The 26,815-nt window shown below is 70.2% G+C and carries 18 protein-coding genes; 15 read left to right on the top strand and 3 right to left on the bottom strand.

Annotated elements, in window-relative coordinates:
* Positions 1-471: 471 nt before the first annotated feature.
* Positions 472-1,050, top strand: a complete 579-nt coding sequence (locus C593_RS0115840; RefSeq protein WP_018848280.1) for a carbonic anhydrase — start codon at positions 472-474, stop codon at positions 1,048-1,050.
* An 8-nt stretch (positions 1,051-1,058) separates the two neighbouring features.
* Complete coding sequence (locus tag C593_RS0115835; RefSeq protein WP_018848279.1) at positions 1,059-2,531, top strand: SulP family inorganic anion transporter; 1,473 nt, start codon at positions 1,059-1,061, stop codon at positions 2,529-2,531.
* A gap of 256 nt (positions 2,532-2,787) precedes the next feature.
* Here C593_RS0115835 and C593_RS0115830 read toward each other — a convergent pair whose 3' ends face one another.
* Positions 2,788-3,576: an SDR family NAD(P)-dependent oxidoreductase gene (locus C593_RS0115830; protein ID WP_018848278.1), complete on the bottom strand. Its 789-nt coding sequence runs from the start codon at positions 3,574-3,576 to the stop codon at positions 2,788-2,790.
* An 87-nt stretch (positions 3,577-3,663) separates the two neighbouring features.
* On the opposite strand from C593_RS0115830, the gene C593_RS0115825 reads away from it, so the two are divergent.
* From C593_RS0115825 to C593_RS0115795, 7 genes are all read left to right on the top strand, one after another.
* Positions 3,664-4,272 carry a WHG domain-containing protein gene (locus tag C593_RS0115825; RefSeq protein ID WP_018848277.1) on the top strand — a complete coding sequence of 203 codons (609 nt, stop codon included), beginning with the start codon at positions 3,664-3,666 and terminating at the stop codon, positions 4,270-4,272.
* Between the two features lie 128 nt (positions 4,273-4,400).
* Positions 4,401-4,694 carry a metalloregulator ArsR/SmtB family transcription factor gene (locus tag C593_RS0115820; RefSeq protein ID WP_018848276.1) on the top strand — a complete coding sequence of 98 codons (294 nt, stop codon included), beginning with the start codon at positions 4,401-4,403 and terminating at the stop codon, positions 4,692-4,694.
* Positions 4,691-5,080 (top strand): VOC family protein, encoded by a 390-nt coding sequence (locus C593_RS0115815; protein WP_018848275.1) that lies wholly within the window; start codon positions 4,691-4,693, stop codon positions 5,078-5,080. The genes C593_RS0115820 and C593_RS0115815 overlap by 4 nt, the downstream gene beginning before the upstream one ends.
* A 284-nt stretch (positions 5,081-5,364) precedes the next feature.
* Entirely contained in the window at positions 5,365-6,420 is a 1,056-nt protein-coding gene (locus C593_RS0115810; RefSeq protein ID WP_051093713.1) for a helix-turn-helix domain-containing protein, read from the top strand.
* Positions 6,421-6,695: 275 nt separating this feature from the next.
* Positions 6,696-7,088, top strand: a complete 393-nt coding sequence (locus tag C593_RS0115805; RefSeq protein WP_018848273.1) for a helix-turn-helix transcriptional regulator — start codon at positions 6,696-6,698, stop codon at positions 7,086-7,088.
* A gap of 158 nt (positions 7,089-7,246) precedes the next feature.
* Positions 7,247-8,071 (top strand): molybdate ABC transporter substrate-binding protein, encoded by an 825-nt coding sequence (modA, locus tag C593_RS0115800; RefSeq protein WP_018848272.1) that lies wholly within the window; start codon positions 7,247-7,249, stop codon positions 8,069-8,071.
* 94 nt (positions 8,072-8,165) lie between these two features.
* Positions 8,166-10,160, top strand: a complete 1,995-nt coding sequence (locus C593_RS0115795; RefSeq protein ID WP_026277736.1) for an ABC transporter permease — start codon at positions 8,166-8,168, stop codon at positions 10,158-10,160.
* Positions 10,161-10,531: 371 nt separating this feature from the next.
* Here the strand turns inward: C593_RS0115795 and C593_RS0115790 are convergent, their stop codons facing one another.
* Positions 10,532-11,551: a terpene synthase family protein gene (locus tag C593_RS0115790; protein WP_018848270.1), complete on the bottom strand. Its 1,020-nt coding sequence runs from the start codon at positions 11,549-11,551 to the stop codon at positions 10,532-10,534.
* A gap of 135 nt (positions 11,552-11,686) precedes the next feature.
* The gene (gene uppS, locus C593_RS0115785) at positions 11,687-12,418 is read right to left on the bottom strand and encodes a polyprenyl diphosphate synthase (RefSeq protein WP_026277735.1); all 732 of its coding nucleotides are present in this window, start codon (positions 12,416-12,418) and stop codon (positions 11,687-11,689) included.
* An 810-nt stretch (positions 12,419-13,228) separates the two neighbouring features.
* Between uppS and C593_RS0115780 the strand changes: the two genes are divergently transcribed.
* The 6 genes from C593_RS0115780 (at position 13,229) to C593_RS33815 (ending at position 26,808) form a co-directional block, all read left to right on the top strand.
* Positions 13,229-14,566, top strand: a complete 1,338-nt coding sequence (locus tag C593_RS0115780) for an NsdA family TPR-like regulatory protein (protein ID WP_037746063.1) — start codon at positions 13,229-13,231, stop codon at positions 14,564-14,566.
* A 428-nt stretch (positions 14,567-14,994) separates the two neighbouring features.
* A complete protein-coding gene (locus tag C593_RS0115775; RefSeq protein ID WP_158686856.1) occupies positions 14,995-16,026 on the top strand; it encodes an acyltransferase domain-containing protein in 1,032 nt (343 codons plus the stop codon).
* 4 nt (positions 16,027-16,030) lie between these two features.
* Positions 16,031-23,575, top strand: coding sequence for a type I polyketide synthase (locus C593_RS29850; protein WP_078521577.1), 7,545 nt, complete (start codon positions 16,031-16,033; stop codon positions 23,573-23,575).
* Positions 23,576-23,970: 395 nt separating this feature from the next.
* Positions 23,971-25,263, top strand: coding sequence for a beta-ketoacyl-ACP synthase 3 (locus tag C593_RS29845; protein ID WP_078521575.1), 1,293 nt, complete (start codon positions 23,971-23,973; stop codon positions 25,261-25,263).
* A gap of 397 nt (positions 25,264-25,660) precedes the next feature.
* Positions 25,661-26,599, top strand: a complete 939-nt coding sequence (gene mvk / locus C593_RS0115755) for a mevalonate kinase (RefSeq protein WP_037746058.1) — start codon at positions 25,661-25,663, stop codon at positions 26,597-26,599.
* Positions 26,596-26,808: a hypothetical protein gene (locus C593_RS33815; RefSeq protein WP_486591139.1), complete on the top strand. Its 213-nt coding sequence runs from the start codon at positions 26,596-26,598 to the stop codon at positions 26,806-26,808. Before mvk ends, C593_RS33815 begins: the two co-directional genes overlap by 4 nt.
* Positions 26,809-26,815: the final 7 nt, after the last annotated feature.

The raw sequence follows: 26,815 nt of genomic DNA, 5'->3' as shown, positions 1-26,815 counted from the left end.
TCAGCAGGGTGTCCGGTCGTCGTGTGATCGTGTGATCGTCGTCCACCGGGTTCTGGCCCAGGCCTGACGCTCCGTGATGCGCGCCGGTCGAGTGGGGTGTGCGCGCCCCCGCGCGCCCGTCGATTCGCGCCAACCTTCCATCCTTTTCGGGCGCTCTCCCGCTCGTGACGCTCCGTTAGCCGCGTCGACGTCTTTGCACAGTTAAAGTCGCCTTGACCATCTGTTGACCAATCCTTGGTGCCCGTAAAGGGTCCCCTTCGTGTGCGAGGAGGTGGGGAAGTGGGAGGTGCGATGCCCTGGCTGGGCTTCGTGGTGTCGCCTCCGCCGCCGGCCGGCCTCCCCGGGCCGCTCCGGCCTTCGCATCCGCGCACACCCCCGGTAAGGCATCGGCCAAAGATCGGTCAGTCCCCCCGCACACCGCCATGACGGCCCGACGCGCCCCGCCGGCGCGCCAGGAGGAACACACACGCCATGCAGCCCCTCATCGACAACGCCCGTCGTTTCGGACCGCGCCCTGAGGAGTTCGCGGAGCTCGCCGCAGGCCAGTCCCCCCAGGTCCTGTTCATCACCTGCTCCGACTCGCGAGTGGTGCCCGCTCTGATCACCGGGGCCCGCCCCGGCCAGCTCTTCGAGCTGCGCACCGCGGGCAACATCGTCCCCCCGTACGCTCCCGAACGGCCGTCCAGCGAGGCGGCCACCGTCGAGTACGCCGTCGAGGTCCTCGGCGTCCGCGACATCGTCGTCTGCGGCCACTCCCACTGCGGGGCCGTCGGCGCCCTGGTGCGCGGCGACGACCTCACCGCCGTCCCCGCCGTCCGGAGCTGGCTCGCCGGTGCCGACCCCCGCCCCACCGGCGGCGAAGCGGACCCGGCCGTCGCCGAGGGCGTGCAGAACCACGTCCTCGCCCAGCTTCTCCGGCTGCGCTCCTACCCCTGCGTCGCGAGCGGCCTGAACGCGGGCCGGCTCACCCTGCACGGCTGGTACTACGAGGTCCACACCGGCGCCGTCCTCGCCCACGACGGCACGACCGACACCTTCGAGGCGCTGTGAGGACCGCGATGACGACCCCCGCCACCCCCACCGACCGGTCCACCTGGCGGCAGGACTTCGCCGCCTCCCTCGTCGTCTTCCTCGTCGCCCTGCCGCTCTGCGTCGGCGTGGCCGTCGCCTCCGGCGTCCCCGCCGAACTCGGCCTGGTCACCGGCATCGTCGGCGGCATCGTCACCGGCCTGATGCGCGGCAGCAGCCTCCAGGTCTCCGGACCGGCGGCCGGGATGACCGTCCTCGTCTTCGAGGCCGTCCGCGAGTTCGGCCTCCCCCTCCTCGGTGTGATCGTCCTCGCCACCGGGCTGCTCCAGATCCTGATGGGCACCCTCCGGCTCGGGCGGTACTTCCGGGCGATCTCCGTCTCCGTCGTCGAGGGCATGCTCGCCGGCATCGGACTCGTCCTGATCGCCGGCCAGTTGTACGCGATGACCGCCGCCGACGCCCCCGCCTCCGGTATCGGCAAACTCGCCGGCCTGCCCGGAGCGCTCCTCGGCGCGGCCGGCAGCGCCGAGGCCCTCGCCTCCCTCGCGGTCGGCGCCGGCACCATCGCCGTCCTCGTCCTGTGGAAGCGGGCACCCCGGGTGCTGCGCACCGTGCCCGGCCCGCTCGCGGCGGTCGGCCTGGCCACCGCCGTCGCCCTCGCCGCCGGGCTGCCGGTGGCCACCGTCGAGGTGCAGGGCCTCCTCGGCTCCCTGCAGCCGCCGCCGCTCAGCGCCTTCGGGGAACTCGCCGGGATCGGACTCCTCGGCACGATCGTCGCCTTCACCCTGATCGCGTCCGCCGAGTCCCTGTTCAGCGCCGCCGCGGTGGACCGCCTGCACGACGGGCCCCGCACCCAGTACGACAGGGAACTCGTCGCCCAGGGCACGGGCAACGCGGTCTGCGGCGTCCTCGGTGCGCTGCCCCTGACCGCGGTGATCGTCCGCAGCGCCGCCAACGTCCAGGCCGGGGCGCGCACCAAGGCGTCCCGGGTGCTGCACGGCGTCTGGCTGCTCCTCTTCGCGGCCCTGTTCCCCGCGGCGCTCGCCTGGATCCCGATCCCCGCCCTCGCGGGCATCCTGGTCTACTCGGGCGCCAAGCTGGTCCCCGTCGGCTCCCTGCGCGCCCTCTGGCGCGACCAGCGCGGCGAGGCCCTGATCCTGGTGGCCACCGCCGTGTCCATCGTGGCCGTCAGCATGTTCGAGGGCGTCCTCATCGGGCTCGCGCTCGCCGTGTGCAAGACCGCCTGGGAGGCGTCCCACGTCCGCCTGGAGGTCGTCGACAAGGGCGCCGGGCCCGTCCAGGTCCACCTCTCGGGGAACGCGACCTTCCTGCGGCTCCCGAAGATCCTGGACAGCCTGGAGGCCCTGCCCCGGGACCGGCCGGTGGAACTGGACCTCGCCCATGTCCACCACCTCGACCACGCCTGCCGCACCGCGCTGGAGACCTGGGCGGAACGGCACAGCCGCACCGGCACCGAGCCGGTGACGGTCCGGCCGGGGTAGCGCCGGGGCGCCGTGGCGCGCTTCCGCACCCGGTGGGTGGTGGACCCGGGTCCACCACCCACCGGGTGTCCGGCCGTCCGGGCTCCGTCCGTCCGCGCCCGTGAGCCCCGGCCTCCCGCTCGCCGGCGAACGCGGCATCGCGCTCCTGCTGGTCACCGGCGGCGTCGGCGCCCGCCGGCTCTCGGCGTACCTCCCCCGCTCCCTGGCCGGCGCGTACGCCCGCTCGCGGCCGCCTCAGTACCCCCGTCCTGTCATGTCACGCCTTGAGCGCCCGCCCCGCCACGGCGAGTGTCATCCGGCGCGGGGCGAGCCGTGCTCCGAGGGCGGAGAGGCGATTGCCCAGCCCCGCGACCGTGCTCGGCGGGGCGCTCCGCCGCTCCAGCGCGCGCCGGGCGGTCGTCACCACCTCCTCGGGCGTCGCGAGCCGGCCGACCTTCGCCTGCTCGCTGCCGACGACCTCGAAGAACTCGGTGCCCACCGGCCCGGGCGAGAGTGCCAGCACCCGCAGCGGGGAGCGGCGGGTCTCGTAGGCGACCGCCTCGGTGAAGCTCAGGACGAACGCCTTGGTCGCCCCGTAGAGGGCCATGCCCGGCGTGGGCTGGTACGCGGCGGTGCTGGCGACCGTGACCAGTGCCCCGCGGCCGTCGGCGGCCATCGCGGGCAGGAAGGCCCGGGTCAGCTCGACGACCGCCCCGCAGTTCAGCGCGACCATCCGGCCGACCTCGTCCGGGTCCTCCTCGGCGAAGGGCCCGTAGCTCCCGAAACCGGCGTTGTTCACCAGCGTCTGCACGGCGATGCCCCTGCGGTCCAGCTCCGCCTTCAGTCCGGCCGCGGCGCCCGGCTCGGCGAGATCCGCCGCCACCGTGTGCGCCGTGACACCGTGCTGTGCCTCCAGCTCCGCGCGCAGGGACTCCAGTCGGTCCGCGCGCCGTGCCACGAGCACGACGTCGGCGCCGCGGCGGGCCCACTGGCGGGCGAACTCGGCGCCCAGGCCGGAACTGGCTCCGGTGATCAGGGCGACCGTTCCCCGGTAGATCATGGGCATGGTGAACCACTCCGTTCTCGGGTGTGCGTCATCATGAATGTAGGCAATGACATCATTGTAGTCAATGACAACATGAGAGGACCGGCCGTGGCCGACACCGCCGACACCACCTACCATCACGGCAATCTCCGTGCCGCGCTGCTGGAACGGGCGGCGGCCGTCCTCGGCGAGTCGGGCCCCGACGGACTCTCCCTGCGCGCCCTCGCCCGCGACCTCGGGGTGAGCCACGCGGCGCCGTCCCGCCACTTCCGGGACCGGCGGGCGCTACTGGACGCCCTGGCCGTCGACGGCTTCACCGAACTCAACCGGCGCCTGTCCGAGGCGGCGGGCGCCCCCGGCGGCACCGAGGCACGGATGACCGCGGCGGCCCGCGCCTACGTCGGCTTCGCCGTCGAGCGCCCCGCCCTGCTGGGGCTGATGTTCGCCGCCAAGACCGAACAGGACCCGGCGTCCTGCCTGCGTGAACTCGGCCATGAGAGCCTGCGCCTCGCCGCCGCGCTGGTCGAACAGGGCCAGCGCGAGGGCCTGTTCCGCCCGGGCGACCCGCACCGCCTCGCCCAGGTCGCCTTCTCGGCCGTGCACGGCCTCGCGACCCTCGCCCTGGGGTCCCTGCTCGACGACACCCCGCTCGACGAGGCGCTCGACCTCGCCGTCGACGTCCTGCTGCACGGGCTGCGCGCACCCGCCGCTCCTTAGCGCGCACCCGCCGCACCTTGGGGCTGCCCGGCGGGTGGGCTCCCTCTTCGCCCGGGTCGACCCGGGGTGCGGCGTGTCCCGTCGCGGCTGACTTGATAGGCAAGCGAACACTTGCCTATGGTGAGCCCATGGCGGAGGACGTCTTCAAGGCGCTCGCCGACCCGACGCGTCGGCGGATCCTCGACGAACTCGTGGAACGGGACGGCCAGACCCTGTTCGAGATATGCGGGCGGCTGGCGATGAAGCACGGCCTGGGCCTGTCCCGCCAGGCCGTCAGCCAGCATCTCGCCGTCCTCGAGTCCGCGGGCCTGGTGCGTACGCGGCGCGAGGGCCGCTACAAGTACCACGACTTGGACACCACCCCCCTGGAGCACATCGCGACCCGGTGGCTCAGGCCCCACCTCTCGGAGAGCACCCCATGAAAATCCATCTGACCAGCGTCTTCGTCGACGACCAGGCGAAGGCCCTGCGCTTCTACACCGAGGTGCTGGGCTTCGTGAAGAAGCAGGACGTGCCGGTGGGAGGCACCGACCGCTGGCTCACCGTCGTCTCGCCGGACGCCCCCGACGGCACCGAACTCCTGCTGGAGCCCGCCCACCACCCGGCCGTCGGTCCGTACCGCACGGCCCTCGTCGCGGACGGCATCCCGGCCGCCTCCTTCGCCGTCGACGACGTCCCGGCCGAGTTCGAACGACTGCGCGCCCTCGGGGTCCACTTCACCCAGGAGCCCGTGGTCATGGGCCCGGTCACCACCGCCGTCCTGGACGACACCTGCGGCAACCTGATCCAGATCGCGCAGAGCGGGTAAGTCGCGAGCCGCACCGGCCGAGCGCTCCGGGCCGAGCGCCCGTGGCCGCCGCCAGCCGGCCCGGCCCGGCCCGCCCCGCGCCCCCGGCCGAACCCGGCCCGGTACCCGTCCCGCCCCGCGCCCCCGGCCGAACCCGGCCCGGTACCTGTCCCGCCGGACGGCTCGCCGTGATCTCCGTGGTCTCCGTAATCTTCGTGATCTTCGTGTGCGAGGATGCCGCGTCGCCGTGGCGGGCCGGTCGCCTCGGCGGCGACCGGAAGCGATACGGCGGAAGCGAGGACGCGATGATCGGGACTGTGTTCCGCAGCGAGGACGTGCCGGTGGGCGACCGGTTCGAGCACTGGCGGGAACTGCTGGGCCGGACACGCGCCAGTGACATGGGCAGCGCCCACGCCGACGCCTTCTGGGCGGAGTGCCGGGTGATGGAACTCGGCCCGGTGACCGTGTGGCCGATGGCCTCCCTCCCGGCCCGCTACCGGCGCGGCCCCGCGATGGTGCGCCGCTCCGACCCCGAGCTGTACCACCTCTCCCTGCTCCTCGACGGCGGGCTGGGCCTCGACCACGGCGGCCGGGCGGACACCTTCGGCCCGGGAGACCTGCATCTGGTCGACAGCTCCCACCCGTACGACCTCGGCCCCGCCCGCGACGAGGACAGCGCCCTGGTCCGGGGCGTCGGCGTGGACTTCCCCAAGGCGCTGCTGCCGCTCCCCGCGCACCGGATGAACGCCCTGCTGGGCCGCGCCCTGCCCGGAGCGGACGGTATCGGCGCCCTGCTGCGGGACTGCCTGACGGGCCTGGACCGGCAGGCCGACCACCTCCGACCGGCCGACGCGCCGCGCCTGGGCACGGTCGTGCTCGACCTCGTCGCCGCCCTCGTGGCCCACACCCTGGAGTCCGAGGCGGCCCTGCCGCCGGAGACCCGCCGGCAGGTGACGTTCCGGCGCGTCACCGCCTTCATCCGCCGCAACCTGCACGACCCGGGGCTCGGCCCGCCCACCGTCGCGGCCGCCCACCACATCTCCCTCAGCCAGCTGCACCGGATCTTCCAGCAGGAGGGGAACGGCGAGACGGTCGCCGCCTACATCCGCGCCCGGCGACTCGACGGCGCCGGGCGCGACCTGGCGAACCCCCGGACGGGCACCGAGCCCGTCCATGTCGTCGCCGCCCGCTGGGGCTTCCCGCGCGCGCCCGAGTTCACCCGCGCCTTCCGCACCGCGTACGGGTGCTCCCCGACGGAGTACCGGACGGCGTACCGGACGCGGGCGCTGCCCGAGGGCCGTGGGCCCACCCCCGTGGAGCCCACCCCGGCCACCGGCCCGCGCCGCAGTCCGGCCCCCTGAACCTACGCGCGGCGCACGGGCCTTCGCCCCGTTCCGCGCCACCCTGCGACGCGGGGCCAACACATCGTGGACGCCACGCCAACTCGCCCTGGGGGTGCGCGGACGGAAGCGGGTACACCGGCGACGGCCCCCGGTGGCGAACCCGGCAGGCGAGGCCCGCTGACGGGACCGCGGGGTCGCCCGCCTCGTCGCTTCCTCCTAGGGCCTCTCATTCGCGATGGAGGCTCCCACAGTGTTGTTGCAAGTGAGAGAGAAATCGGCCTACGGTGTCGCATATGCAGTCCTACACCATCGGGCAGGCCGCGCGGCTGCTGGGCGTCAGCCCGGACACGGCGCGGCGCTGGGCGGACGCGGGCCGGGTCGCGACCCACCGCGACGAGAGCGGGCGGCGCGTCATCGACGGCAAGTCCCTCGCCGCGTTCTCCGTGGAGATCGCGCAGAGCGACGACGAAGGCGACGCCCCGTACACCTCGGCCCGCAACGCTTTTCCCGGGATCGTCACGGCCATCAAGCTCGGTGACGTCGCGGCCCAGGTCACCATCCAGGCCGGCCCGCACCGGCTGGTCTCCCTCCTCACCCGGGAGGCCGTGGAGGAACTCGGACTGGAAGTCGGCATGCAGGCCACCGCCCGCGTGAAGTCCACCAGCGTGCACATCGACCGCACCTGACCACCCCCCCCACGCGGTATGCACCACACGCCACCCAGGACGCATCACGCACCACGCGGTACGCATCACGCGGTGCGCCCCGCCTCCCGCGCGCCCCGGCGTCGGCGCGGCCGGCCTCTGCCCTCGACCACCGTCCCTCGTCCAGGAGTCCAGACGTCATGTCCTTCACCCCCGCCGGACGCCGTACCGCCTCCGCCGTACTCACCGCCGCCCTGCTCGTGCCCCTCGCCGCCTGTTCGAGCGGCGGCACTTCGAGCGACGGCACCACGAAGGACTCCGGCGGTTCCACCGCGACCGGCTCCGCCGGCACCGCGCCCCCCGCGAACCTGACCGTCCTCGCGGCCGCCTCGCTCACCGACGTGTTCAAGACGGCGGCCCCCGTCTACGAGAAGGCGCATCCCGGCACCAGGCTGACGTTCTCCTTCGCCGGCTCGCAGGAACTCGTCGCCCAGGTCTCCCAGGGGGCGCCCGCCGACGTCCTGGTCACCGCCGACACCAAGAGCATGGACAAGGTGAAGGCCGAGGTCGACACCCCGGCGATCATCGCGAAGAACCGCCTCGTCATCGCCACCGGCGAGGGCAACCCGCACAAGGTCGACGACCTCCAGGACCTCGCCGACCCGAAGCGCAAGGTCGTCCTCGCGGCCCCCGAGGTGCCCGCCGGCAAGTACAGCGAGCAGATCCTGGACGCCCAGAAGGTCACGGTGAAGCCGGTCTCCCAGGAGCCCAGTGTGCGCGCCGTGCTCAGCAAGGTCGAGCTGGGCGAGGCCGACGCCGGCCTCGTCTACACGACGGACGCGGAGAGCGCCCGCGACAAGGTCCACGCCGTCGCCATCCCCGACGACCAGAACGCCATCGCCGAGTACCCGGCCGCCTCCCTGAAGGACTCCGAGAACGCCGAGGCCGCGGCCGCGTTCGTCGCCTGGCTCTCCTCGTCCGAGGGGCAGAAGATCCTTCAGGACGCGGGCTTCCAGAAGCCGTAGCGTTCCGCAATCTCCCAGACGGGAGGAACTGCCCGCCGCACCGGGGGACCGGGCAGGCCCTCCGCTCCTCGTCCACACCTCTCCAGGATCTTCGATGAAACGAGCAGGCGTACGAAGCCCGGGCGTTCGCCCGCCCATCGCCCTGGCTCTGCCCGCACTCCTGGCGGTGGCCTTCCTGGCCCTCCCGCTGATCGGCATCCTTGTGCGCACCGAGTGGAGCGAACTCGCCGGACACCTCCGCTCACCCGGAACCGTCCAGGCGCTGAAGCTCTCGCTCCTCGTCTCCTTCTGGGCGCTCGGACTCTCCCTGCTCCTCGGCGTCCCCCTGGCCTGGCTGCTCGCCCGGGTGCCGTTCCCCGGCAAGGCGTTCGTCCGCTCGCTGGTGCTGCTGCCCATGGTGCTGCCACCGACCGTCGGGGGCGTGGCGCTGCTCCTCGCCTTCGGCCGTCGCGGACTCCTCGGCCCCTGGCTGGAGGGCACCTTCGGCATCACCCTGCCGTTCCACACCTCGGGCGCGGTGATCGCGGCGACCTTCGTCGCCATGCCCTTCCTCGTCATCAGCCTGGAGGGCGCGCTCGGCGGCCTCCGCCCCCGGTACGAGGAGACGGCGGCCTCCCTCGGGGCCTCACCGGTCCGGGTGTTCTTCACCGTCACCCTGCCCATGGTGGCGCCCGGTGTCCTTGCCGGGGCGGCGCTCACCTGGGCCCGTGCGCTGGGCGAGTTCGGCGCCACCATCACCTTCGCGGGCAACCTGCCCGGCTCCACCCAGACCCTGCCGCTCCAGGTCTATCTGCTCCTCCAGGACGAACCGGAGGCGGCGACCTCCGTCTCCCTGCTGCTCCTCGCCATCGCCATGGGTGTCCTCGTGGCGCTGCGAGGGCGCTGGACGGGCACCCCGGGCGAACGCGCACGCGCCGCCGTCACCGGTACCACCGCCGACTCCGTCCCGGACGTCGGAGACCCGGACGTCAGGGACCCGGCCGTCAGGAAGCCGGCCGTCGCCGAACCCCTGGACCGGTCTGCTCCTGCCGCTCCTGCCGCCCCGTCCGGCGAACGCTGGTCCCTCCAGGCCGAGGTCACCGGGTTCACCCGTCTCGTCCTGACGGCCGAACCCGGCACCACCATCGCCGTCGTGGGACCGAACGGCGCCGGGAAGACCACCCTGCTGCGTGCCCTCCTCGGCCTCACCCCCCGCGCCCACGCGAAGCTCCGGCTCGGCGGCGCGGACGTCACCGCACTGCCCCCGCACCGCCGCCGTGTCGCCTGGGTCCCGCAGGACGGCGCCCTGTTCCCGCATCTGACCGCCCTCGCCAACACGGCCTACGGCCTCCGCGCCCAGGGCGTCCACCGCGCCGGGGCCCGCCGCGAGGCGCAGGCATGGCTCGACCGCCTCGGCGTCGGCCACCTGGGGCACCGCAAGCCCGCGCAGCTCTCCGGCGGCCAGGCCCAGCGGGTCGCCCTCGCCCGCGCCCTCGCCGCCCGCCCCCGTCTCCTGGTCCTGGACGAACCGCTCGCCGCTCTCGACCAGACCACCCGCGCCCATGTCCGCCACACCCTGCGCACGCACCTGGCCGGCTTCGGCGGCGTCTGCCTGATCGTCACCCACGACCCCGTCGAGGCCGTCTCGCTGGCCGACCGCGTCCTCGTCCTCCAGGACGGCCGTGCCCTCCAGGACGCCGCCCCCGCCGAGGTCACCCGCCACCCCCGGTCCCCGTGGGTGGCCCGGATGCTGGGCCGCAACGCCTGGCCCGGTACCGCCACCCCTGACGGCGTCGCCCTGGACGGGGGCGGCGTCCTCGTCGCCGCCGAGCCCCCGCCGCCCGGCACCCCGGCGCTCGCGATCGTCGCGCCGGAAGCGGTGTCACTCCACCGGGAGCGGCCCACCGGCAGCCCCCGCAACGTCTGGCCGGGCACCGTACGCGAGATCACCGCCAGCGGCAGCCGCCTCCGCGTCCTCGTGACCTCCCACGACGCACCCGACCTCGTCGCCGAGATCACCCCGCAGGCCGCCGCCGAACTCGGCCTCGCCGACGGGGTGTCCGTCTGGGCCGGCATCAAGGCGACCGAGACCACGGTCGTCCCGCTCTGACCTCGCCGCCCCGCCTCAGGCGTGGGGCGGCAGCACCGGCGGGGGATTCCCGTCCAGAGGGGGCATCCTTCACCGTCTCCCGGCGTTCTCGAGAGCGTGACCGGAATTGGCGACGACGGCCGCAGTGCAAGCGAGCGTCATACCGGACCGCTCGGGCCTACCGCCACGGCGTCGGGTACAACGCCTGCCACGTGTGGGAACACCGTGCCGTCATCGCCGGCCGCGTCGAGGGCGGTGCCTGCCGGGGTGCGCGGAGTTCGGGGAGACCTGGGGCCGGATGTATCCGGCGATCGTCCGGATCGGTCCGTCAGCCAACCCCGGCCCTGCGGCTGCACCGCTCGTTGGCCGGACCTCTCCACGAACATCGACCTCTACTCGATGCTGCGGACGGTGTGCTTCTTGGCGGCCACAGGTTCCACATACCGTGGCGCGCTGGTGGTCCACACGTGCATTCCGTCGACCCAGCTGACTGCAGCTTGCGCCTGAGATATCACTGAGTCTGCGACATCCGGCGTCTTCTCGAGCGTTGAGATCAATCGGTCCAGGTTGTTCTTCAGGCCCTCGATCATGCCGAGGGCGACGTGGAGTGCCGTCGTGAGCGAGATCGGACAGTGCTGAGCGATCGAGAACACGAGATTTCCGGGTTCCGGGCGCGCAAGATCTGCCGGGAAGCCCGCGACATCGTTCTCGATCGCGGCCAGTTGGGCGCTCTGCGCCGCAATATCACGCAGCAGCGCAGACGTTTCGGGAGACGTGGGGCCCGAGGAACGAAAACACTGCGAGAGTGCGATCATCGGGTGTGTCGATCCGTCGACGGACCTCATCGAAAGATACCCGGCCGGCTCGGGCAGCACACCCTCTCGAATGTGTTGCTGCTTGCGCTGGTACGCCTCGATATTCTCGCTCACCAGAGCGGCGAACTCCGGTATGAACCCCTCCCTTCCCAGACTCTGCAGGGAAGACCGCAGGTCTGTCATGGCAGCCACCGTGGGAGTTTGCTCACCTCCCCCATGCCCGAGGAGCGTCCGCGTCGCGCTCTCCTTGAGGTTCTGGAGGCTCTTCCCGTGATCGGCCATCCCGTCATCCACGGCAGTGATCCACGCGAAGTACATCGCCACAGGCAGCCTCTGCTGACGGCTGAGTCCGGGCGTGCACATCCGGACGACCCAGCCGCACTGCAACGCCCGCAGTTCGGCAGCCGTCGAGGCGTCGTAGATCCCGGTACGCAGCGCCCAGTCGATCACCTCGTCGTCGAATTCTTCATGCCGGTGTACGCGCAAAGAATTCGGGAAGATCAAATCCAATCGGCTCAGAACGCCGGGCATCACGGAATCAATCGAGGCGGATTCCTCGTCCTGCCAGCGTTCAATGAGGCTGTCCAAGTCGGTCACACTGCTTCCCTTTCTCTGCCGGGTCTGTACGAGAGTTGTGAATACTTGCCGAGGAGCTGACATGGCTCTCGCCGTCGAACAGGATCCGGCCCGCGAGGGAATCCGGGGTCAGTGCACCGACACGTGTGCGGAACCTCATCCGCCGTAGCGGCGATGCCTCGCGGCGTAAGAATCCAGAGCCCGGTCGAGGTCTTCCTTCGAGAAGTCGGGCCAGTACTTGTCGCAGAAATAGAGCTCTGCCAGGGCGGACTGCCACAGCAGGAACCCGGAGGTGCGGATCTCTCCGGACGGCCGTATGATCAGGTCGGCATCCGCCTGGCCAGCCGTGTACAGGTATTCCGGCAGCCGATTGGCCGCGACGTCGGGATCTGTGCCCGCCTTCACATCGGCCAGCATCAGCCGTACAGCCTCAATGATTTCAGCCCGGCCCCCGTAGCCGATCGCGAGGTTGACGCACAGGCCGGGACGGTCGCGCGTCACACGTTCCGCCTCTTTCAAGAGCGAAGCCAGACGGCTGGGCAGGATACCCCGCTGCCCTATGTGACGTATTTTCCATTCACCGTCCCTCACCAGGAGTTCCAGCACCTCTTCCTGGATTTCGAATATGTCATTCAATTCATTCAGTGAACGCCTTTTTATGTTGTCGTCGGAGAGCATCCACAAACTCACTATTCCGACTCCCCGGCTGCCGCACCAGTCGAGCACGTCAGGAATCTTGAAGAATGCCTCTCGATGCCCGAGCGCAGCCGAAGCAGAACCGCGCATGCGGGCCCACCTTCGGTTTCCGTCCAGAGCGACCCCCAGATGCCAGGGCGTGCGTGCGCGCTCAACGTCAGTCGATCCGCGGACAGCACTTTCATCGGACATGCGACATCACTCTCCACATATGACTGAGGATCGGCCACGGCAGTGAGAAGACCTCGAGAAGAGAGCCTCTCGCTCGCTGCGCTCTCTCGACGGCGGCCCGGCAAGCTACGGCTGCCGGCCGGCGAAGAAGTCGATCGAACGGGGAAGGAAAGCAGACGACTGCCCGAAAACCGGGCTGTCCGTCCCTACGGGCTATCACAGTAGGACGCCGCCGACCGGAGGCCCGGTAAGTGTCGTGGGCAGTCCAGCACATGCGGTGAAGATTGCGCCTTTGTGAACTCCCTGCACCGATCAGGTCGGCATCCGCTCGGACCAGGTCACCGGTCGCACCTGGGCGAGAAGCGCAGCAACTCACCGCTGGGACCCGGGGCTTCTTCCGCTGCGCCGGCTGTCGGCCGTACGTGGTCCGAGGCTACGTCGGTGACGGCCCGCACGTCCGCTCCGTCCCGGAGGAGAACGCCATGAGCTGCTGACCGACACCCTTCGCCACATCCATTGCATCCGTCACGTCCGGCGCATCCGGGCGCTGACTGAGGGGTCAGTCACTGGCGCGATTCCGCGATCCGGCAGCCGTCCACCCGATCGGAACCGGGAGGGCGAACTCACGCCACCTTCCCGGCGCATGGAACCTCATTCGGCGGGCAGTTGACTACTGAAGAGTACGCGCACCCCTTACCGGCTCGCCTGCCGTCGCACCTCAGCCAGGTTGGTGCTGGAGTCCAATTTCCGCGGTGTCAGGGAGAGGCGAGACCAAAGGGCCCGGCAGTTTGGTGGCGTGCTCTTTCATGAACGTCTCGGGTAGTGGAGTGGATGACCGTGACTAGAGCGCCGAATGAGCAATTACGCCTGCTTCTGCGAGCTGCGGGCCTGAGCAACTCCCAATTCGCTCGATTGATAGTCGCCGTAGCGGCCGAGCACGAACAGAACCTCACATGTGACCGCTCCACCGTATCCCGGTGGCTGGCGGGCCACCAGCCGCGCCCTCCGACGCCGACCTTTCTGCTGGAAGCGCTGACGCGACGGCTGAACAGGCCGGTCACCGCACAGGAAGCCGGGCTGACGCGGGCACCATCCGTGCTTCCCGCACTCAATCACAGTTCAGGGATGGACCCGGTGTCGAGGCTGGCCCTCCTCACCCGGGCCGAACTCGATCCGGGCAGCAGCGCGCTCCCCAGGGAAAGGTCCTACAGCCTCTCCGCGTTGTCCATTCCCGTCGCTGAATCGGCGGGGCAGCGCAAGAAGACCCTGTCGAGTCCCGCTGTGCGGGCGGACGCCCAGGTGGTGCAGATGGGGGCCATGGTGACGATGTTCGCCGAAGCCGCGGAGTGCCACGGTGGAGGCAGCGTCCGGTCCGCCCTCGCTGCCTATCTGGCTCACGACGTCTCACGCTGGCTGCGTGTTCAGGCGGGGGACGAGACGTCACGGCGACTGCATTCCACCGCCGCTCAGCTCGTGCTTCTGCTTGGTGCGATGAGCATGGACGATGGCGACCACGCGCTCGCGCAGCACTATCAACGCATTGCGGCCGAGCTGGCCGCGGAGGCGGCGGACCACGGCATGCTCGCCATCGCGTTGCGGCTGATGGCCACTCACGCCTATGAGTTGGGACATCACGGTGGCGCCGTTCTTCACCTCATGGAGCGATCGGTGGCGGCCGCCGGCCGGGCCCAGCCGATCACGGAGGTCTACGCACGGGCGCAGCTGAGTGTCATAAAGGCGCATCACGATCGACGCGCGGCACTGGCCGAACTCGCGAGGACGGAGCGGCTGTACGATCAGGCCGACTCGAGCCCGGGGGCTTTCACGACCTATCCGCCCGGGGCGTTGCACTATCAGCGTGCACAGGTCTTCATGGCCCTCGGAGACACGCCTGCAGCCGTGTCGGCCCTCAACACGTCCTTGCGGCTACGCACACCTGTGGAGCGGCGGGCGAGCTGCCTCACCCGCGCGAGCCTGGCGGAAACGCTCCTGGGCGCCGGACACCTGGACGCCGCCCTTGGGCACTGGGGCGAGTTCGTTTCGGTCTATCCCGCCCTGTGCTCCGCCCGGGCGACGCGCCGGCTTCGTGTGATGCGCAGTCGGCTGCAGGTCCACAGGAAGTACCCGCCCACGGCCACACTGCTCGAGCGTGCCAAGGACCTGGTCTGAGCACAGACGTGCTCGGCCTGGAGTCCTCGCTCCGCGGTGATTCACGAACGCTCAATCTGGTCCCGGGCGCATCACTCTGGCCGTGTTCTCGGGTCCTGGGCGATGCGTGGATGTGGTGCACTGGTCCAACCGGTCGGCCCCTTGCCGGCCGCATCTCGGTCTGTGTCCGTGGTTCCTGCCCAGGCTTCCGCCGAGTTCACCTGTCCCACTCTGCTGCGGCACGTGGACTCGGGGAGGCCGGGCCCTCGCTTTCGTGCGTCACCTCCCCAGGGCGGCATGCCGGCCGGCTGAGGATTCCCTGCCGGAACGGGGCGGCTCGATGCCACCCATGAGCGGGGTGAGGCGGGTGAACGGATCGTTCTGGCGGACGCAGACGTGGGGTCTGCCGTCGAGAGCGGCAGGACGACGAGTATCACCAGGGGAACTTCATGGCCACTGTTTCCGCCTACTCATTTCCGCCGTTCAGCATGAGTCACACACCAGACGTACTGCGCACTCTCGCCGACCGATGCCCCAAGGTGCGGAACGTTCTGGAGGAGTTCGATCAGGCGCTCACAGAGGAACGCAGACCCCCGGTCTCCACCCGGCTCCTGAGCTCCTCCCGGCATTCCACTCCCGGGGCCACCGGCGAGTGGGAGAAGTTTCTTCTGGACGTCGTCTGTGTGAGCGCTGTTCCCCTCTGCGTGTACACCTCGCTGCGGGACAGGATTCCGGATCCCGCTGTCTTCCTGGGACATGGCGCCGGAGTGAACACGGGGATGCTCGCGGCGGGAGCCGTGACGATCGGGGGGCTCGTCCGGGGGAGCTGTGCCGTGGTGGACCAGCTCGCCGAGCTGCAGCTGTCCGGGGGGATGACCGTGCTCGGTGCGAACCGTTCCACAGCCGCCCGCCTGTGCCGGGTCGTGGGGGAGGGAACTCTGTCCGTGGCCATGGTCAACTCCCCGTCGCAGACGGTGGTCTCGGGCGCCACCGACGATATCGAAGCGCTGGAAGGGGCCGCCCGTGACCAGGGTCTGGGCACCGTGCGGCTTCCATCTCCGGCGCCGCTGCACCACCGGATGCTGGAAGCGGCCGTGTCGCGTGCCAGTGGGGCACTACGTCGTATCGACCACGGTTCCCCCCGTATTCCCGTCTACTCGACGGCATTCGGCCGGACCATCGGCAACGCGTCGGACGTTGCCGACCCGGTCCACGGATACACCCTGGCCTGGGCTGCGCCGGCCGATCTGGTGTCCGCCATGGAAGACCTTCAGCAGAACTTCGACGTGAACCATTTCGTCGAGATCAACGCATCCCCGCTCCTGACGCCTCTGCTTCACGCACTGGCGCTTCCGGGGACAGGTGTGAATGGTCCGTCTCCGGGCGTCAGGGACGCCGCGGATGCCGGAGTCAGCCTACTCGGAGACCTGACTGCCACGAAGGTCGCGGTCAGCCGGCCCGGTGTCAACACGTGGAGGTAGTTCGATGAAACACCCCGATTCCGAGGTTCGCGGAACCTCGTCGCCGCCGGTCGCCGTGGTGGGCGTGGGAATGCGACTTCCCGGTGGGATCAACTCACTGAGCGGTCTGTGGGCGGCACTGGTGGCAGGGACGGACACCGTGTCCGCGGTCACCCCGGACCGTTTCCCCGTGGAGCATTTCGTGGTCCCCGGTGAACCGAGGCCAGGTAAGTCGTACACAGCGGCCGCCGCCCTGGTCGGGGATGTCGCGGGCTTCGACGCGGACTACTTCGGCATCTCGCCGCGCGAGGCCGCGCGTATGGATCCCCAGCACCGGCTTCTCCTGGAGTGCGCGGTCGAGGCCTTCGACGACGCGGCGATCGACCCCGCGTCGCTCATGGGGACGAACGCTGCCGTGGTGATGGGACTGAACACCCACGACTACGAGAGTCTCCTGGACCGGGCGCCGCGGAGCAGGGGCGGAGCGATTGTCGGAGCGACGTCCGCCTTCGGAGCAGCCAACCGTCTCTCGTACTTCTTCGATCTGCGAGGGCCCTCGCACGCTGTGGACACTGCATGCTCGTCCTCCCTGACTGCCCTGCACCTGGCGGCCGAGGAACTGCGCACGGGGCGGAGCAGGACGGCCCTGGCGGGGGCAGCGAACCTGATCATCGGGCCCCAGGTGCACGTGGGCGCATCACAGGCACGGATGTTGTCCCCCACAGGGCGCTGCCACCCCTTCTCGGCCGCCGCCGACGGCTACGTGCGCGGTGAAGGCGCCGGGGTCGTGCTGCTGAAGCTCCTGTCGGATGCTGTTGCGGACGGCGACCGGATTCACGCGGTGGTGCTCTCGTCGGTGCTGAACGACGACGGCCGCACTCCGGGTTTCACGATGCCCGGTGTGATCGCCCAGTCGGAGATGCTGGAGCTCGCCTATGCCCAGGCTGGGGTGTGTCCCTCCGATGTGGCCTATGTCGAGGCGCACGGGACGGGCACGCTTGCCGGTGACCCGGTGGAGTGCGAGGCGCTGGGCAGGGTTCTGGGTCAACCACGCAACGGAACCGCGCTCCCGATCGGTTCGGTGAAGTCGAACCTGGGGCATCTGGAAGCCGCTGCCGGCATGGCCGGGCTCTTCAAGGCCATCCTTGTGCTTCAGAACGGCCACATCCCCGCCACGCTGCATGCGTCGCCGCTGAATCCCGGCATCGACTTCGAAGGCCTGGGACTCCAGCCGGTCGTGGCCGCTCAGCCGTTGCGGCCGGCGGGGCGGCCGGTGGCAGGAGTCAACTCCTTCGGCGTGGGCGGAGCCAACGGGCACGCGGTACTCACCCTGCCGGACACGCCCGGCGCCGCTGTGCCACGCGCGTCGTCCGGCCACGAGCACGCGGTTCCGATCATGGTCAGCGGTCACACCCAGGAGGCGCTGCGGTCCGCTGAAGCGGCGATGGCGGGCTATCTGACCGGTCTTGACGAGTCGCAGGTCCCGCTGCGGGACGTCGGGTTCACCACCGTGCGGCGTCGGGGCCACCGGTCGTTCCGGACAGCGGTGATGGCACGGGACGCCGCAGGGGCCGCGCGTGCCCTGCGCGCGGCTGCGGAGGGCACGCTCGGGGAAGCGGTGTCGTCCGAATCGGTCCAGCGCGGCCGGATCGGCTTCGTCTTCACCGGCAACGGGGCTCAGTGGGCGGGCATGGGACAACAACTGCTCGCCGCGGATCCCGTGTTCGCCCACGAGGTGGAGTCCATGAACCGCGAGCTGGAGCCCTTGCTCGGCTGGTCGGTGACGCAGGAGATGCGGTCCCCCGAGCCGGGGCGCTGGTCACGCACGGACGTCGCACAGCCGATGCTGTTCGTTCTGCAGTGCGCCCTCGTCGCCTCGTTGCGGCGACGGGGTGTACGTCCCCACGCCGTGACCGGGCACAGCGTGGGTGAGGTTGCGGCAGCGTGGTGCGCGGGTGTGCTCGACCGGCGTACCGCGTGCCTGGTCATCGCGCAGCGCAGCAAGGCGCAGCAGACGACGTCCGGGACGGGTCGCATGGCTGCGGTGGCACTCGGGCCGGACCGGGCCGCGCGGTTGCTGCAGGAACTGGGGCTGGCGGAGCGCGTCGTCGTGGCCGCCGTCAATACGGGCAAGGACACCACTCTGTCGGGTGAGGCCCGGGCGCTGGAGGCAGTGGGGGAGGAGTGCGCGGGTCAGGACGTCTTCTTCCGGGACGTGGGACTGGACTTCGCGTTCCACAGTCCGGCGATGGACGGCACACGCGAGTCACTCCTGGCGGGCCTGCGGGGAATGAAGACCTGCCAGGAGCAGGTGGTGCCCGTGGTCTCCTCCGTGACGGGCGCTACGGTTCCGGCCGCAGCCATGGGCGACGAGTACTGGTGGCGCAATATCCGGGAGCCTGTCCTGTTCGCCCAGGCAGTCGACTGTCTGATCACGGAGCACGACTGCGACGTCCTGCTGGAGGTCGGCCCCCATCCCGCCTTGCGTGGCTACCTGAGGAGCATCGCCGCGGGCTGCGAGGAGCCGGTACGGGTGTTCCCGACGCTGACCCGGATCAGCGCGGACCCCGCGGCCCTCGACGCGGTGACGGCAGGGCTGGTGGCAACAGGTGCGGAGCTGGGCGCGGAACACTGGTTCCCCGAGGGCGGACGCGTGGTCGACCTTCCCGCCTATCCGTGGCAACGGGAGCGGCACTGGATCGGCGAGCCCGACTGGTGGCTGGACACCGGCCGGGCCGCTGCCGGCGGCGGTCGGAGCTCCCACCCGTTGCTGGGCCACCGCGTGCCCGCGACGGCCCCGACCTGGCGCCAGGAGCAGACCGCGGGCTGGCTGGTCGACCACCGCGTGGCGAGCAGTGTTCTCATGCCGGCCGCGGCCTACCTCGACATGATCCTTTCAGCTGCGCGGGAGATGGACGACGAGCCGTACGAACTCGTGAACGTCAGCCTCGACGCCGCGCTCGCCCTGCCCCAGGACCCACAGGACGAACCGGTTCACACCACCAGCACGCTGCGCGAGGAAGGGACGTTCTCACTTGCCAGCGAGAGGGCCGATACCGACGACGTCGTGCGGCACGCGCGGGGGCGCTGGCGCAGGCTGGCCATGGAACAGCCGTCCCCGCTGAAACTGGCCGAGATCGAGGGCCGTATTCCGGCGGGCACCACCGTGGAGGAGTTCTATCGCCAGTGCGCGGAGCTGGAACTGCACTACGGCCCGGCCTTCCGGACTGTCGCCTCGGTCCGCACCGGCGAGCGGGAAACGCTTGCGGCCGTCAGGGCCGTCCCCGGTGCGGGGGACATCGCGCCTTACACAGCCTGTCCCCCCGTCCTCGACGGGGTGCTCCAGTCCTCGGTGCCGATGATCGTCGCCGCGACCGGCACCACCGAGGCGTACCTGCCGACCGGCTTCGAGGCGGTGCGCCTCTTCAGGCCGCTGCCCTCTCAGGTCTGGGCCCACTCCCGGCTGCGTACAGCCACGCCCACCGAGGCAGTGCTGGACATCACCGTCGCCGGGCCGGACGGTGCGGTGGTGTGCGAACTCGTAGGCTTCCGGACGCGGCGCAGGGCGGCTCCGGCCGGACAGGGCATGGCATTGACCGTGGAGCGGATGCGGGCACTTCCCTGGCCCGGACCGGCGAGCGAGGCCTCCCCGCTGCCGCACCCCGAACGGATCGTCGAGAGGCTCGCCGAAGATCTGGACCGCATCACCTCGGCGTCCGACCTGGGGGCGGTCCGTGAACTCCAGGACCGCGCCATCGAGCTACAGTCCCACTTCGCCGCCGAAGCCATGCGGGTGATACTCGAAACCGGCTCGGACAGGGGCGCGACGGACCCGGCGAAGGACGGGGGCTTCGACCTGGAGGACCTGCTGGCCGCCGGTATGGACGAGGCATTCGGGCGCCGCGCGCGATTCCTGATGGACATGGCGGTCCGGAACGGCCCCCTCACGGCACTGCCCGACGGGCGCTACCGCCTGGGGAGCCCTCCGCAGCCCGAAGCGCTCTTCACGGCGCTCCTGGAGACCGCGCGTGGTCACCTCGCCTATCTCCATACTCTCGCTGCGTGCGGCCGCCGGCTCCCACAGCTGCTCACCGGTGCTGAAGATCCACTGAGGATGCTCTTCGACGCGCCCGACCGGCTCGCGGACAGGTTCTACCGGAGTTTCCCCCAGCAGGCGCACGCCAACTCGGCCTTCACCACCTACCTGAGTGCCCTCCTGGCCGACTGGCCGCAGGACCGGCCACTGCGCGTCCTGGAGGTGGGCGCAGGCACCGGCAGCCTCTCCTCGCTCGCCCTTCCCCTGCTTCCGCGGGAATGCACCCACTACACCTTCACGGATGTGTCGCAAAGCTTCTTCGACGACGCGCGTACACGCTTCGCCGACTACGACTTCATCGACTACCGGACCTACGACCTCGATGCCGACCCCGCGGGGCAAGGGCTGCCGCTCGGAGGCTATGACATCGTTCTCGCCAGCAACGCGCTGCACACCGCGGCCGACCTGCCGGCGGCCATGCGGTCCGTGCAGGCACTCCTCGCGGAAAAGGGCCAGCTCATCGCATTGGAGATGCACAGCAACGAGCACACCGCCTGCCTGTTCGGCATGCTCGACACCTACTGGAGGAACACCGACACCGAGTTGCGGCCCGCGGGGCTGCAGGTGTCGAGGAGCCAGTGGACCGCGGTCATGGAGGGAGCGGGCCTCACCGCTGTCCACACGCTCGGCGGAGCAGGGCTGGAAGAGGTCGCCTCCGTCATCGTGGCAGCCCGGCCCTCGCTCCCCGCGCGAACCGCACGGACGGATGAGGACCAGGCAGCCGACGTCACGGAGCCGGAGTGCATCCTGGCCTGGGCCACGAAGCCCGAGCGGCCGAAAGGCCCCGTCACTGACTTCACAGGGCTGCTGAGCGACGTACTGGCTCCGAGCACAGCGACCCCCACCGTTCATGAGCCCCCCGAGGACGGCCGTGGCTGGGAGCGGTTGATGCCCCCGGAGGGCAGCTGCCATGTCGTCCTCCTCTGTGACGCGATGGACCCGCCCAACGCCGAAGCGGCGACCCGGCAAGCCGCGGAGGCGTGCGGCCGGCTGAGCGGATTCGCCCGAGCCTGCGCCGCCGGGGAGGTGGCATCACGGTTCACTGTCTGGCTCGTGGTGTGCTCCCTCGAGTCCCGTCCGGACAGCGCCCTCGGGCCCGTCGGCGCCGCGCTGTGGGGTGCTGCCCGCACCCTGACCAACGAACACCCCGATCTGGCGGTACGGAGAGTTCACGTCACCGGGCTGGGATCAGGGAAGGCAGCCATGGACGCCGTCGCCGCGCATCTGCGGCACGCGATCCGCCACCCGGACGACGAGGACGAACTCGTCCTCACACCGCACGGGCGCTTCGTGCCGCGTGCCCGGCAGCTCGGTTCCCAGTCCGCGAGCACTCCTCAGCGCACCACCACCCGCACGAATGCCTCGTTCGCCCTGCGCCTCTCGCGCACGGCGGGTCAGCAGTACGGCCTGGACTGGACCCACGCGCCGATACCCCGGCCCGGTGACGAGGAGATCGTGGTCAAGGTGGAGGCGGCCGGCCTCAACTACCGGGACGCGCTGCTGGCGAACGGACAGCTCTCACCGCCGGCCACTCTGCGTCCCCACGCCTCTCCGCTCGGGTTCGACGGCGCGGGGACGGTCGTGTCGGCCGGCTCGAAGGTCACGCGCTTCGTGCCCGGAGACCGGGTGGCGGGGATCACCGTGGCGGGAAGCTGGTTGGCCTCTCACCTCGTGATCCGGGCCGATCACGTTTTCAGGGTTCCCGAGCACATGCCGTTCGCTGAGGCGGCCACCCTGCCTCTGGTCCATACGACCGTGCACCACGCCCTGCATCACCTGGCCGAACTGCAGAAGGACCAGGCCATCCTGATCCACGCGGGAACCGGGGGTCTCGGGCTGGCCGCCCTGGCCTACGCCCGCCGGGTGGGTGCCCGTACGTTCGTGACCGCCGGGACCCCGGCCAAGCGCGACCTGCTGCACGTCCTGGGTGCCGACCACGTACTCGACTCCCGTACCCCACGATTCGCCGAACAGATCCGGAGTCTCACCGACGGCAGGGGGGTCGACGTCGTCCTCAACTCCCTGGCCGGTGACCTCCTGCAGCGGAGCCTCGAGTGTGTCGCGGGCGACGGTGTCTTCATCGAGCTGGGCAAGGCCGACTTTCACGACGACCGGCCGCTTCCCATGTCCGTGCTGAACGGCAACGTGTCCTTCCACAGCATCGATGTGTCCCGCTGGTTCAGGGACTTCACAGCCGTCTCCCCGCTCGTTGAGCGTCACCTGCGGTACATCGAGGCAGCCGTCGCGCGCGAGGAGTACCAGGCGCTCCCCTACACGCTCCACGATGCCGCCGGCATCCATGAAGCGATGGTGCAGCTGCAGCACGCACGTCACGTCGGCAAACTCGTGGTGGACATGTCCGACGGCGCACCCGTCGATCTCGAGGAGCCGCTCCTGGGGATCGACCACGAGGGGTGCTATCTCATCACCGGAGGGTTCGAAGGGTTCGGTGCTGCGACGGCGCGCCACTTGGTCGCCCGCGGGGCCCGTCACCTGGTGCTCGTCAGTCGCCGTGGTCCTCAGGCAACACCCGGCGCCGACGGTCTGATCGCGGACCTGACCGCACAGGGTGCCCGCGTGGACGGGTTCGCCTGCGACATCGCCCAACCGCAGGCGATCGCCGGACTGTTCGGCCACATTCGCGGCACCGGGGCGCGACTCGCGGGCGTCATCCACCACGCCATGGTGCTGGATGACGCCCCCATCACCGAACTCACGCGGGAGCGGTACCTGAAAGCCCTGGGGCCGAAGCTGACCGGGGCCCTGCTGCTGGACCAGCACAGCCGTGCCCATGACCCGGACCTCTTCGTCCTTTCCTCTTCCTTCGCCTCCCTGATCGGCAACGCGCAGCAGGCAAACTACTGCGCTGCCAATGCGAGCCTGGAAGACCTCGCCAGGCGACGGCGGCAGGAGGGCCTGTGCGCGCTCGCCATGCAGTGGAGCGTCATCGCGGATGCCGGCTACGTACACCGCACCGGCATCCGCGACCAGATCGAGACGCTCATGGGGACGGAGGCCATGACCACCGCTGCCTCGTTGGGGCTCCTGGACGTGACACGGACACTGGCGGACCCCGTCGTCGGCCCCACCCCCGTCGGCGGGCTGACCGAGGCGCTGCCCGGACTACGCGCTCCGCGTACCGCCCCTCTGCTCTCCAACACCTTGAACGACAGTACGGGTGAGGAGGACTGGCTCACCGCTGTCCGCAATGCCGGTGACGTCGACGCGGCTCATGCGCTGCTGGAGGGGCTCATCGTCCAGAAGCTCGCGAAGATCATGCACACGTCGCCGGAGCGCGTCCCCACGAACCGGCCGCTGAACGAACTGGGAGTGGACTCCCTGATGGCCACGGAGCTGACCGCCCACCTCGGGCGGCGGGTCGGGACGGGGGTTCCCCCAGCGACGGCTCTGTCAGCGAGCATCACCCACCTCACCACCCACGTCCTGCGGCGCCTCCGCGTTTCCGTGGACTGAGGCTGTCCAGTCACGGCCGCCGTCATGCGGGTCCGTCCGGTGAGACGGGCGGACCCGCATGACGCCAGGTCCCGCCGTCCCGGTCGTCGTGCGGCCACGGAGGCGTGCTGCGAAGGCATTCTCACAAGTGCGCGAGCGTGCACCGTTTGCCTGTGCTTCACGACTCCGCGCCGGCACAATCTCCGATTGCTCTGTGCTGTACTTCTTCCAGGGCCGCTTCATTCGCGGCCAAGCGGCGACACGGTACCGCCGGGCGCTGAGGATACGTTTCCGTTCTCTCAGGACGGTCCTGGGCGTCATCCCCTCGAAGGGCCGGCACATTTTCCGCCCCCCTCTAGCGAGTTCACGGGGTCCGGCACTTTCCGTATTGCTGTCATCAAGATCCTGGAGGAATCATGCACGCACCCGGGCAGGCGGCCGTGGCATCGGTGGGAACACCGCATTCGGGCTCCCGGGTGACCGGCCTCGGTGCCTATCGCCCCGCCATGGTCGTTTCCAACGAGGAAGTGGCCAAGCCGGCCGGCGTCAGCCCGGAATGGATCGCGCAGCGGGTAGGAGTACAGGAACGGCGATTTGCCTCAGAGGCCGAGACGGTCGTTCACATGGCGGTCGAGGCCGGCAAGGAAGCGCTGGGCTACGCCGGGGCCTCGCCTGCCGATGTCGACGTGGTGCTTCTCGCCACGTGTTCCATGCCGTCCCCCATGCCCAACGGTGCGGCGCAAGTGACTTCCGTCCTCGGCTGTACGGCGGCCGCTTTCGATCTCAATGCCGCTTGCTCCGGGTTCGTCCACGGCCTCGCGGTGGCGGACGCGTTGGTGCGCGCCGGGACCGCCCGGACGGTGCTGGTGTCCGGCGCCGAGCGGATGAGCGACTGGGTCAGGCCGACTGATCGGAATACGGGTCCCATCTTCGCCGATGGGGCCGCAGCGGCTCTGGTCCAGCCTTCCTCGGTGCCACGGATCTTCCCCGTCGCATGGGGCAGCGACGGTTCCGGTGCGGGGCTCATCCGAATAGATTCCGAATCCGGGTACATGGAGATGGCCGGCCGCAAGGTGTTCCGGTGGACCACCACCGCCCTCGCGGCAGTGATTCATACGGCATGTGAACGTGCGGGCCTGGCCCCCTCGCAGCTCAAGGCCCTTGTCCCGCACCAGGCGAACCTGCGCATCATCGAGTCCCTCCGACAGGTGATCGGGGCAGAGCAGTTGCTGGTCGCCGACGACGTGGTTCAGGCAGGCAACACGTGCGCGGCCTCCGTCCCTCTGGCCCTGCACGCCCTGAAGCAGAGCGGTCGCGTCGCACAAGGTGATGCCATCCTCCTCTTCGGCTTCGGAGCCGGCCTCACAATACGCGGCACAGGTCGTCGAATGCCCATAGGAACGGCTCGCGGCTTTTCCCGCCGGCTCTCGCCCCGTCCATCCACCCAGGAGAACATGATGAGCACCGAAGTGACCACGCTGGAGCTGGTACGGCAACTCATAGCGCTGATCGCCGAACGCCCGGCTGTGGAAATTCAGCCGGGCCACCGGCTCTTCGAGGACCTGAGTCTCGATTCGCTTCAGATCACCGAACTCGCCCAGAAGATCGAGAGCGAGACCGGGAAGTTCATCGACGAAGATCTTCTCGTCGTCGATGGGACGACGGTGGAGCGGTGCGCCGAGGTCACTGATCAGGCGACCCGTCGCTGACACGGACCGGGCAGACACGTGTCCTTTCGCCAGGCGGTCAGATGTCATCTCCCTTACGGGCCCGCTCCCTGGGGGCTGCCTTGCGCGGACACGAAGCAGAAAGGTTGCGCTCGTGGTCATTGATCTCCGCTTCCGTCACAGGCCCGCTCTTGCTTCATGCGGCGAGATCATCCATGACATCTACAAGGCGGTACGTCCGGCCGCGGCGGTGGCCGTCGCGGCAGGCACGGACGCTGCGCCGACCCGATTCACCCTTCCTGAGCCCCACCTCGAGCAAGAGGGCGTTTTCATGACGAATGATCCGAGCAGTCACATGGCCGGCTCCGGCCTGCGGGCCGGCTTCCCGCGGGGAGACGGCGCGACGGCACAGTGCGGTGCCCATGGAAAGGTGATTCTCATGGGGGAGCACGCCGTCGTCCACGGTGCTCCCTCGATCGCTCTCCCTCTGCTCGAATTACAGTGCAGGGCCTGGGCCGTCCCCAGTCCGGGTGACGGATACGGACTGGTGAACTTCTACGTGTCCCGGCCTTCTGCGGCGCGGCCGGGGCCGGGGTCCGTCGGCCTCGCGGACGCGGTACGCGTCACCCCGCCCGGGGGTTGCCGCACCTTGGTGAACGCCGCCCTCGGCGCGCACCGGGGGCGGGTGCGGGGCGTGGACGTGTATCTCGAGAGCGGCATACCCCAAGGTCGTGGCCTGGGCTCGAGCGCCGCCGAGGCCCGTGCGGTGACCGGGGCTCTCGACCAACTGCTGCAGCTGCACCTCAGTTCGGCGGGCGTGTACGAGCTGGTGCAACTGGCGGAGATGACGGCCCACGGACGCGCCAGCGGGGTCGACACCTACGCGACGGGCAGCCGTGCTCCGCTCGTCCTGCGTGACAGGCGCCCGCACGGTCTGGTGATCGCCGTGCCCGCCTGGGTGATCGTCGCGGACAGCGGTACCTCGAGCAGGACCCGGCAAGCCGTGGAGATGCTCGACGACACCTTCCTTCCGGCCCCGGAAAGGCGTCGTGACTTTCTGGAAAGGTCGGAGCACCTGACAGAGGCTGCCCTCGACGCGCTGGCCCGCGCCGCGCTCCCGCAGCTGGGGGAGCGTATGACGGAGGCCCACGCCCTTCTGGCATCCCTCGGTCTGGTCACCGACACGGTCAACAGCCTGGTGAGTGCGGCCCTCTCGGCCGGCGCACTGGGCGCCAAGATGACCGGCGGAGGTCTGGGAGGCTGCGCCATCGCCCTGACGGACACCGCCGGGCGGGCGGATGCTCTCGCCGCCCATCTGGTGTCTCACGGTGCGGTACGCACCTGGATCGCCCCTCTTCTCCCCACCAGCACGTCATGAAGGCGGCATCACGGTCGGCAACCGCGGTTGCCCACCCCAACATCGCCCTGGTCAAGTACTGGGGGAAGCGGGATGAGGAACTGGTACTTCCCTGTGCGGACAGCCTCTCCATGACGCTGGACATCTGTCCGACCACCACGACGGTTCAGCTGTGTCCAGATGCCGACGGCGACGTCGTGTTCATCGACGGCGTGCGGGCGGGGGGGTGAGGCGCAC

This window comes from Streptomyces sp. CNT372 (assembly GCF_000377145.1).
The sequence above is the reverse complement of the archived record's forward strand: the minus strand, read 5'-3'. Positions and strand labels throughout refer to the sequence as shown.

Excerpts from the sequence above, each read along its gene's own strand:
- C593_RS0115840 (WP_018848280.1), top strand. The coding sequence starts at position 472 with ATGCAGCCCCTCATCGACAACGCCCGTCGTTTCGGACCGCGCCCTGAG.
- C593_RS0115835 (WP_018848279.1), top strand. The coding sequence starts at position 1,059 with ATGACGACCCCCGCCACCCCCACCGACCGGTCCACCTGGCGGCAGGAC.
- C593_RS0115830 (WP_018848278.1), bottom strand. The coding sequence starts at position 3,576 with ATGCCCATGATCTACCGGGGAACGGTCGCCCTGATCACCGGAGCCAGT.
- C593_RS0115820 (WP_018848276.1), top strand. The coding sequence starts at position 4,401 with ATGGCGGAGGACGTCTTCAAGGCGCTCGCCGACCCGACGCGTCGGCGG.
- C593_RS0115815 (WP_018848275.1), top strand. The coding sequence starts at position 4,691 with ATGAAAATCCATCTGACCAGCGTCTTCGTCGACGACCAGGCGAAGGCC.
- C593_RS0115810 (WP_051093713.1), top strand. The coding sequence starts at position 5,365 with ATGATCGGGACTGTGTTCCGCAGCGAGGACGTGCCGGTGGGCGACCGG.
- C593_RS0115805 (WP_018848273.1), top strand. The coding sequence starts at position 6,696 with ATGCAGTCCTACACCATCGGGCAGGCCGCGCGGCTGCTGGGCGTCAGC.
- modA (WP_018848272.1), top strand. The coding sequence starts at position 7,247 with ATGTCCTTCACCCCCGCCGGACGCCGTACCGCCTCCGCCGTACTCACC.
- C593_RS0115795 (WP_026277736.1), top strand. The coding sequence starts at position 8,166 with ATGAAACGAGCAGGCGTACGAAGCCCGGGCGTTCGCCCGCCCATCGCC.
- uppS (WP_026277735.1), bottom strand. The coding sequence starts at position 12,418 with ATGTCCGATGAAAGTGCTGTCCGCGGATCGACTGACGTTGAGCGCGCA.
- C593_RS0115780 (WP_037746063.1), top strand. The coding sequence starts at position 13,229 with ATGACCGTGACTAGAGCGCCGAATGAGCAATTACGCCTGCTTCTGCGA.
- C593_RS0115775 (WP_158686856.1), top strand. The coding sequence starts at position 14,995 with ATGGCCACTGTTTCCGCCTACTCATTTCCGCCGTTCAGCATGAGTCAC.
- C593_RS29850 (WP_078521577.1), top strand. The coding sequence starts at position 16,031 with ATGAAACACCCCGATTCCGAGGTTCGCGGAACCTCGTCGCCGCCGGTC.
- C593_RS29845 (WP_078521575.1), top strand. The coding sequence starts at position 23,971 with ATGCACGCACCCGGGCAGGCGGCCGTGGCATCGGTGGGAACACCGCAT.
- mvk (WP_037746058.1), top strand. The coding sequence starts at position 25,661 with ATGGGGGAGCACGCCGTCGTCCACGGTGCTCCCTCGATCGCTCTCCCT.
- C593_RS33815 (WP_486591139.1), top strand. The coding sequence starts at position 26,596 with ATGAAGGCGGCATCACGGTCGGCAACCGCGGTTGCCCACCCCAACATC.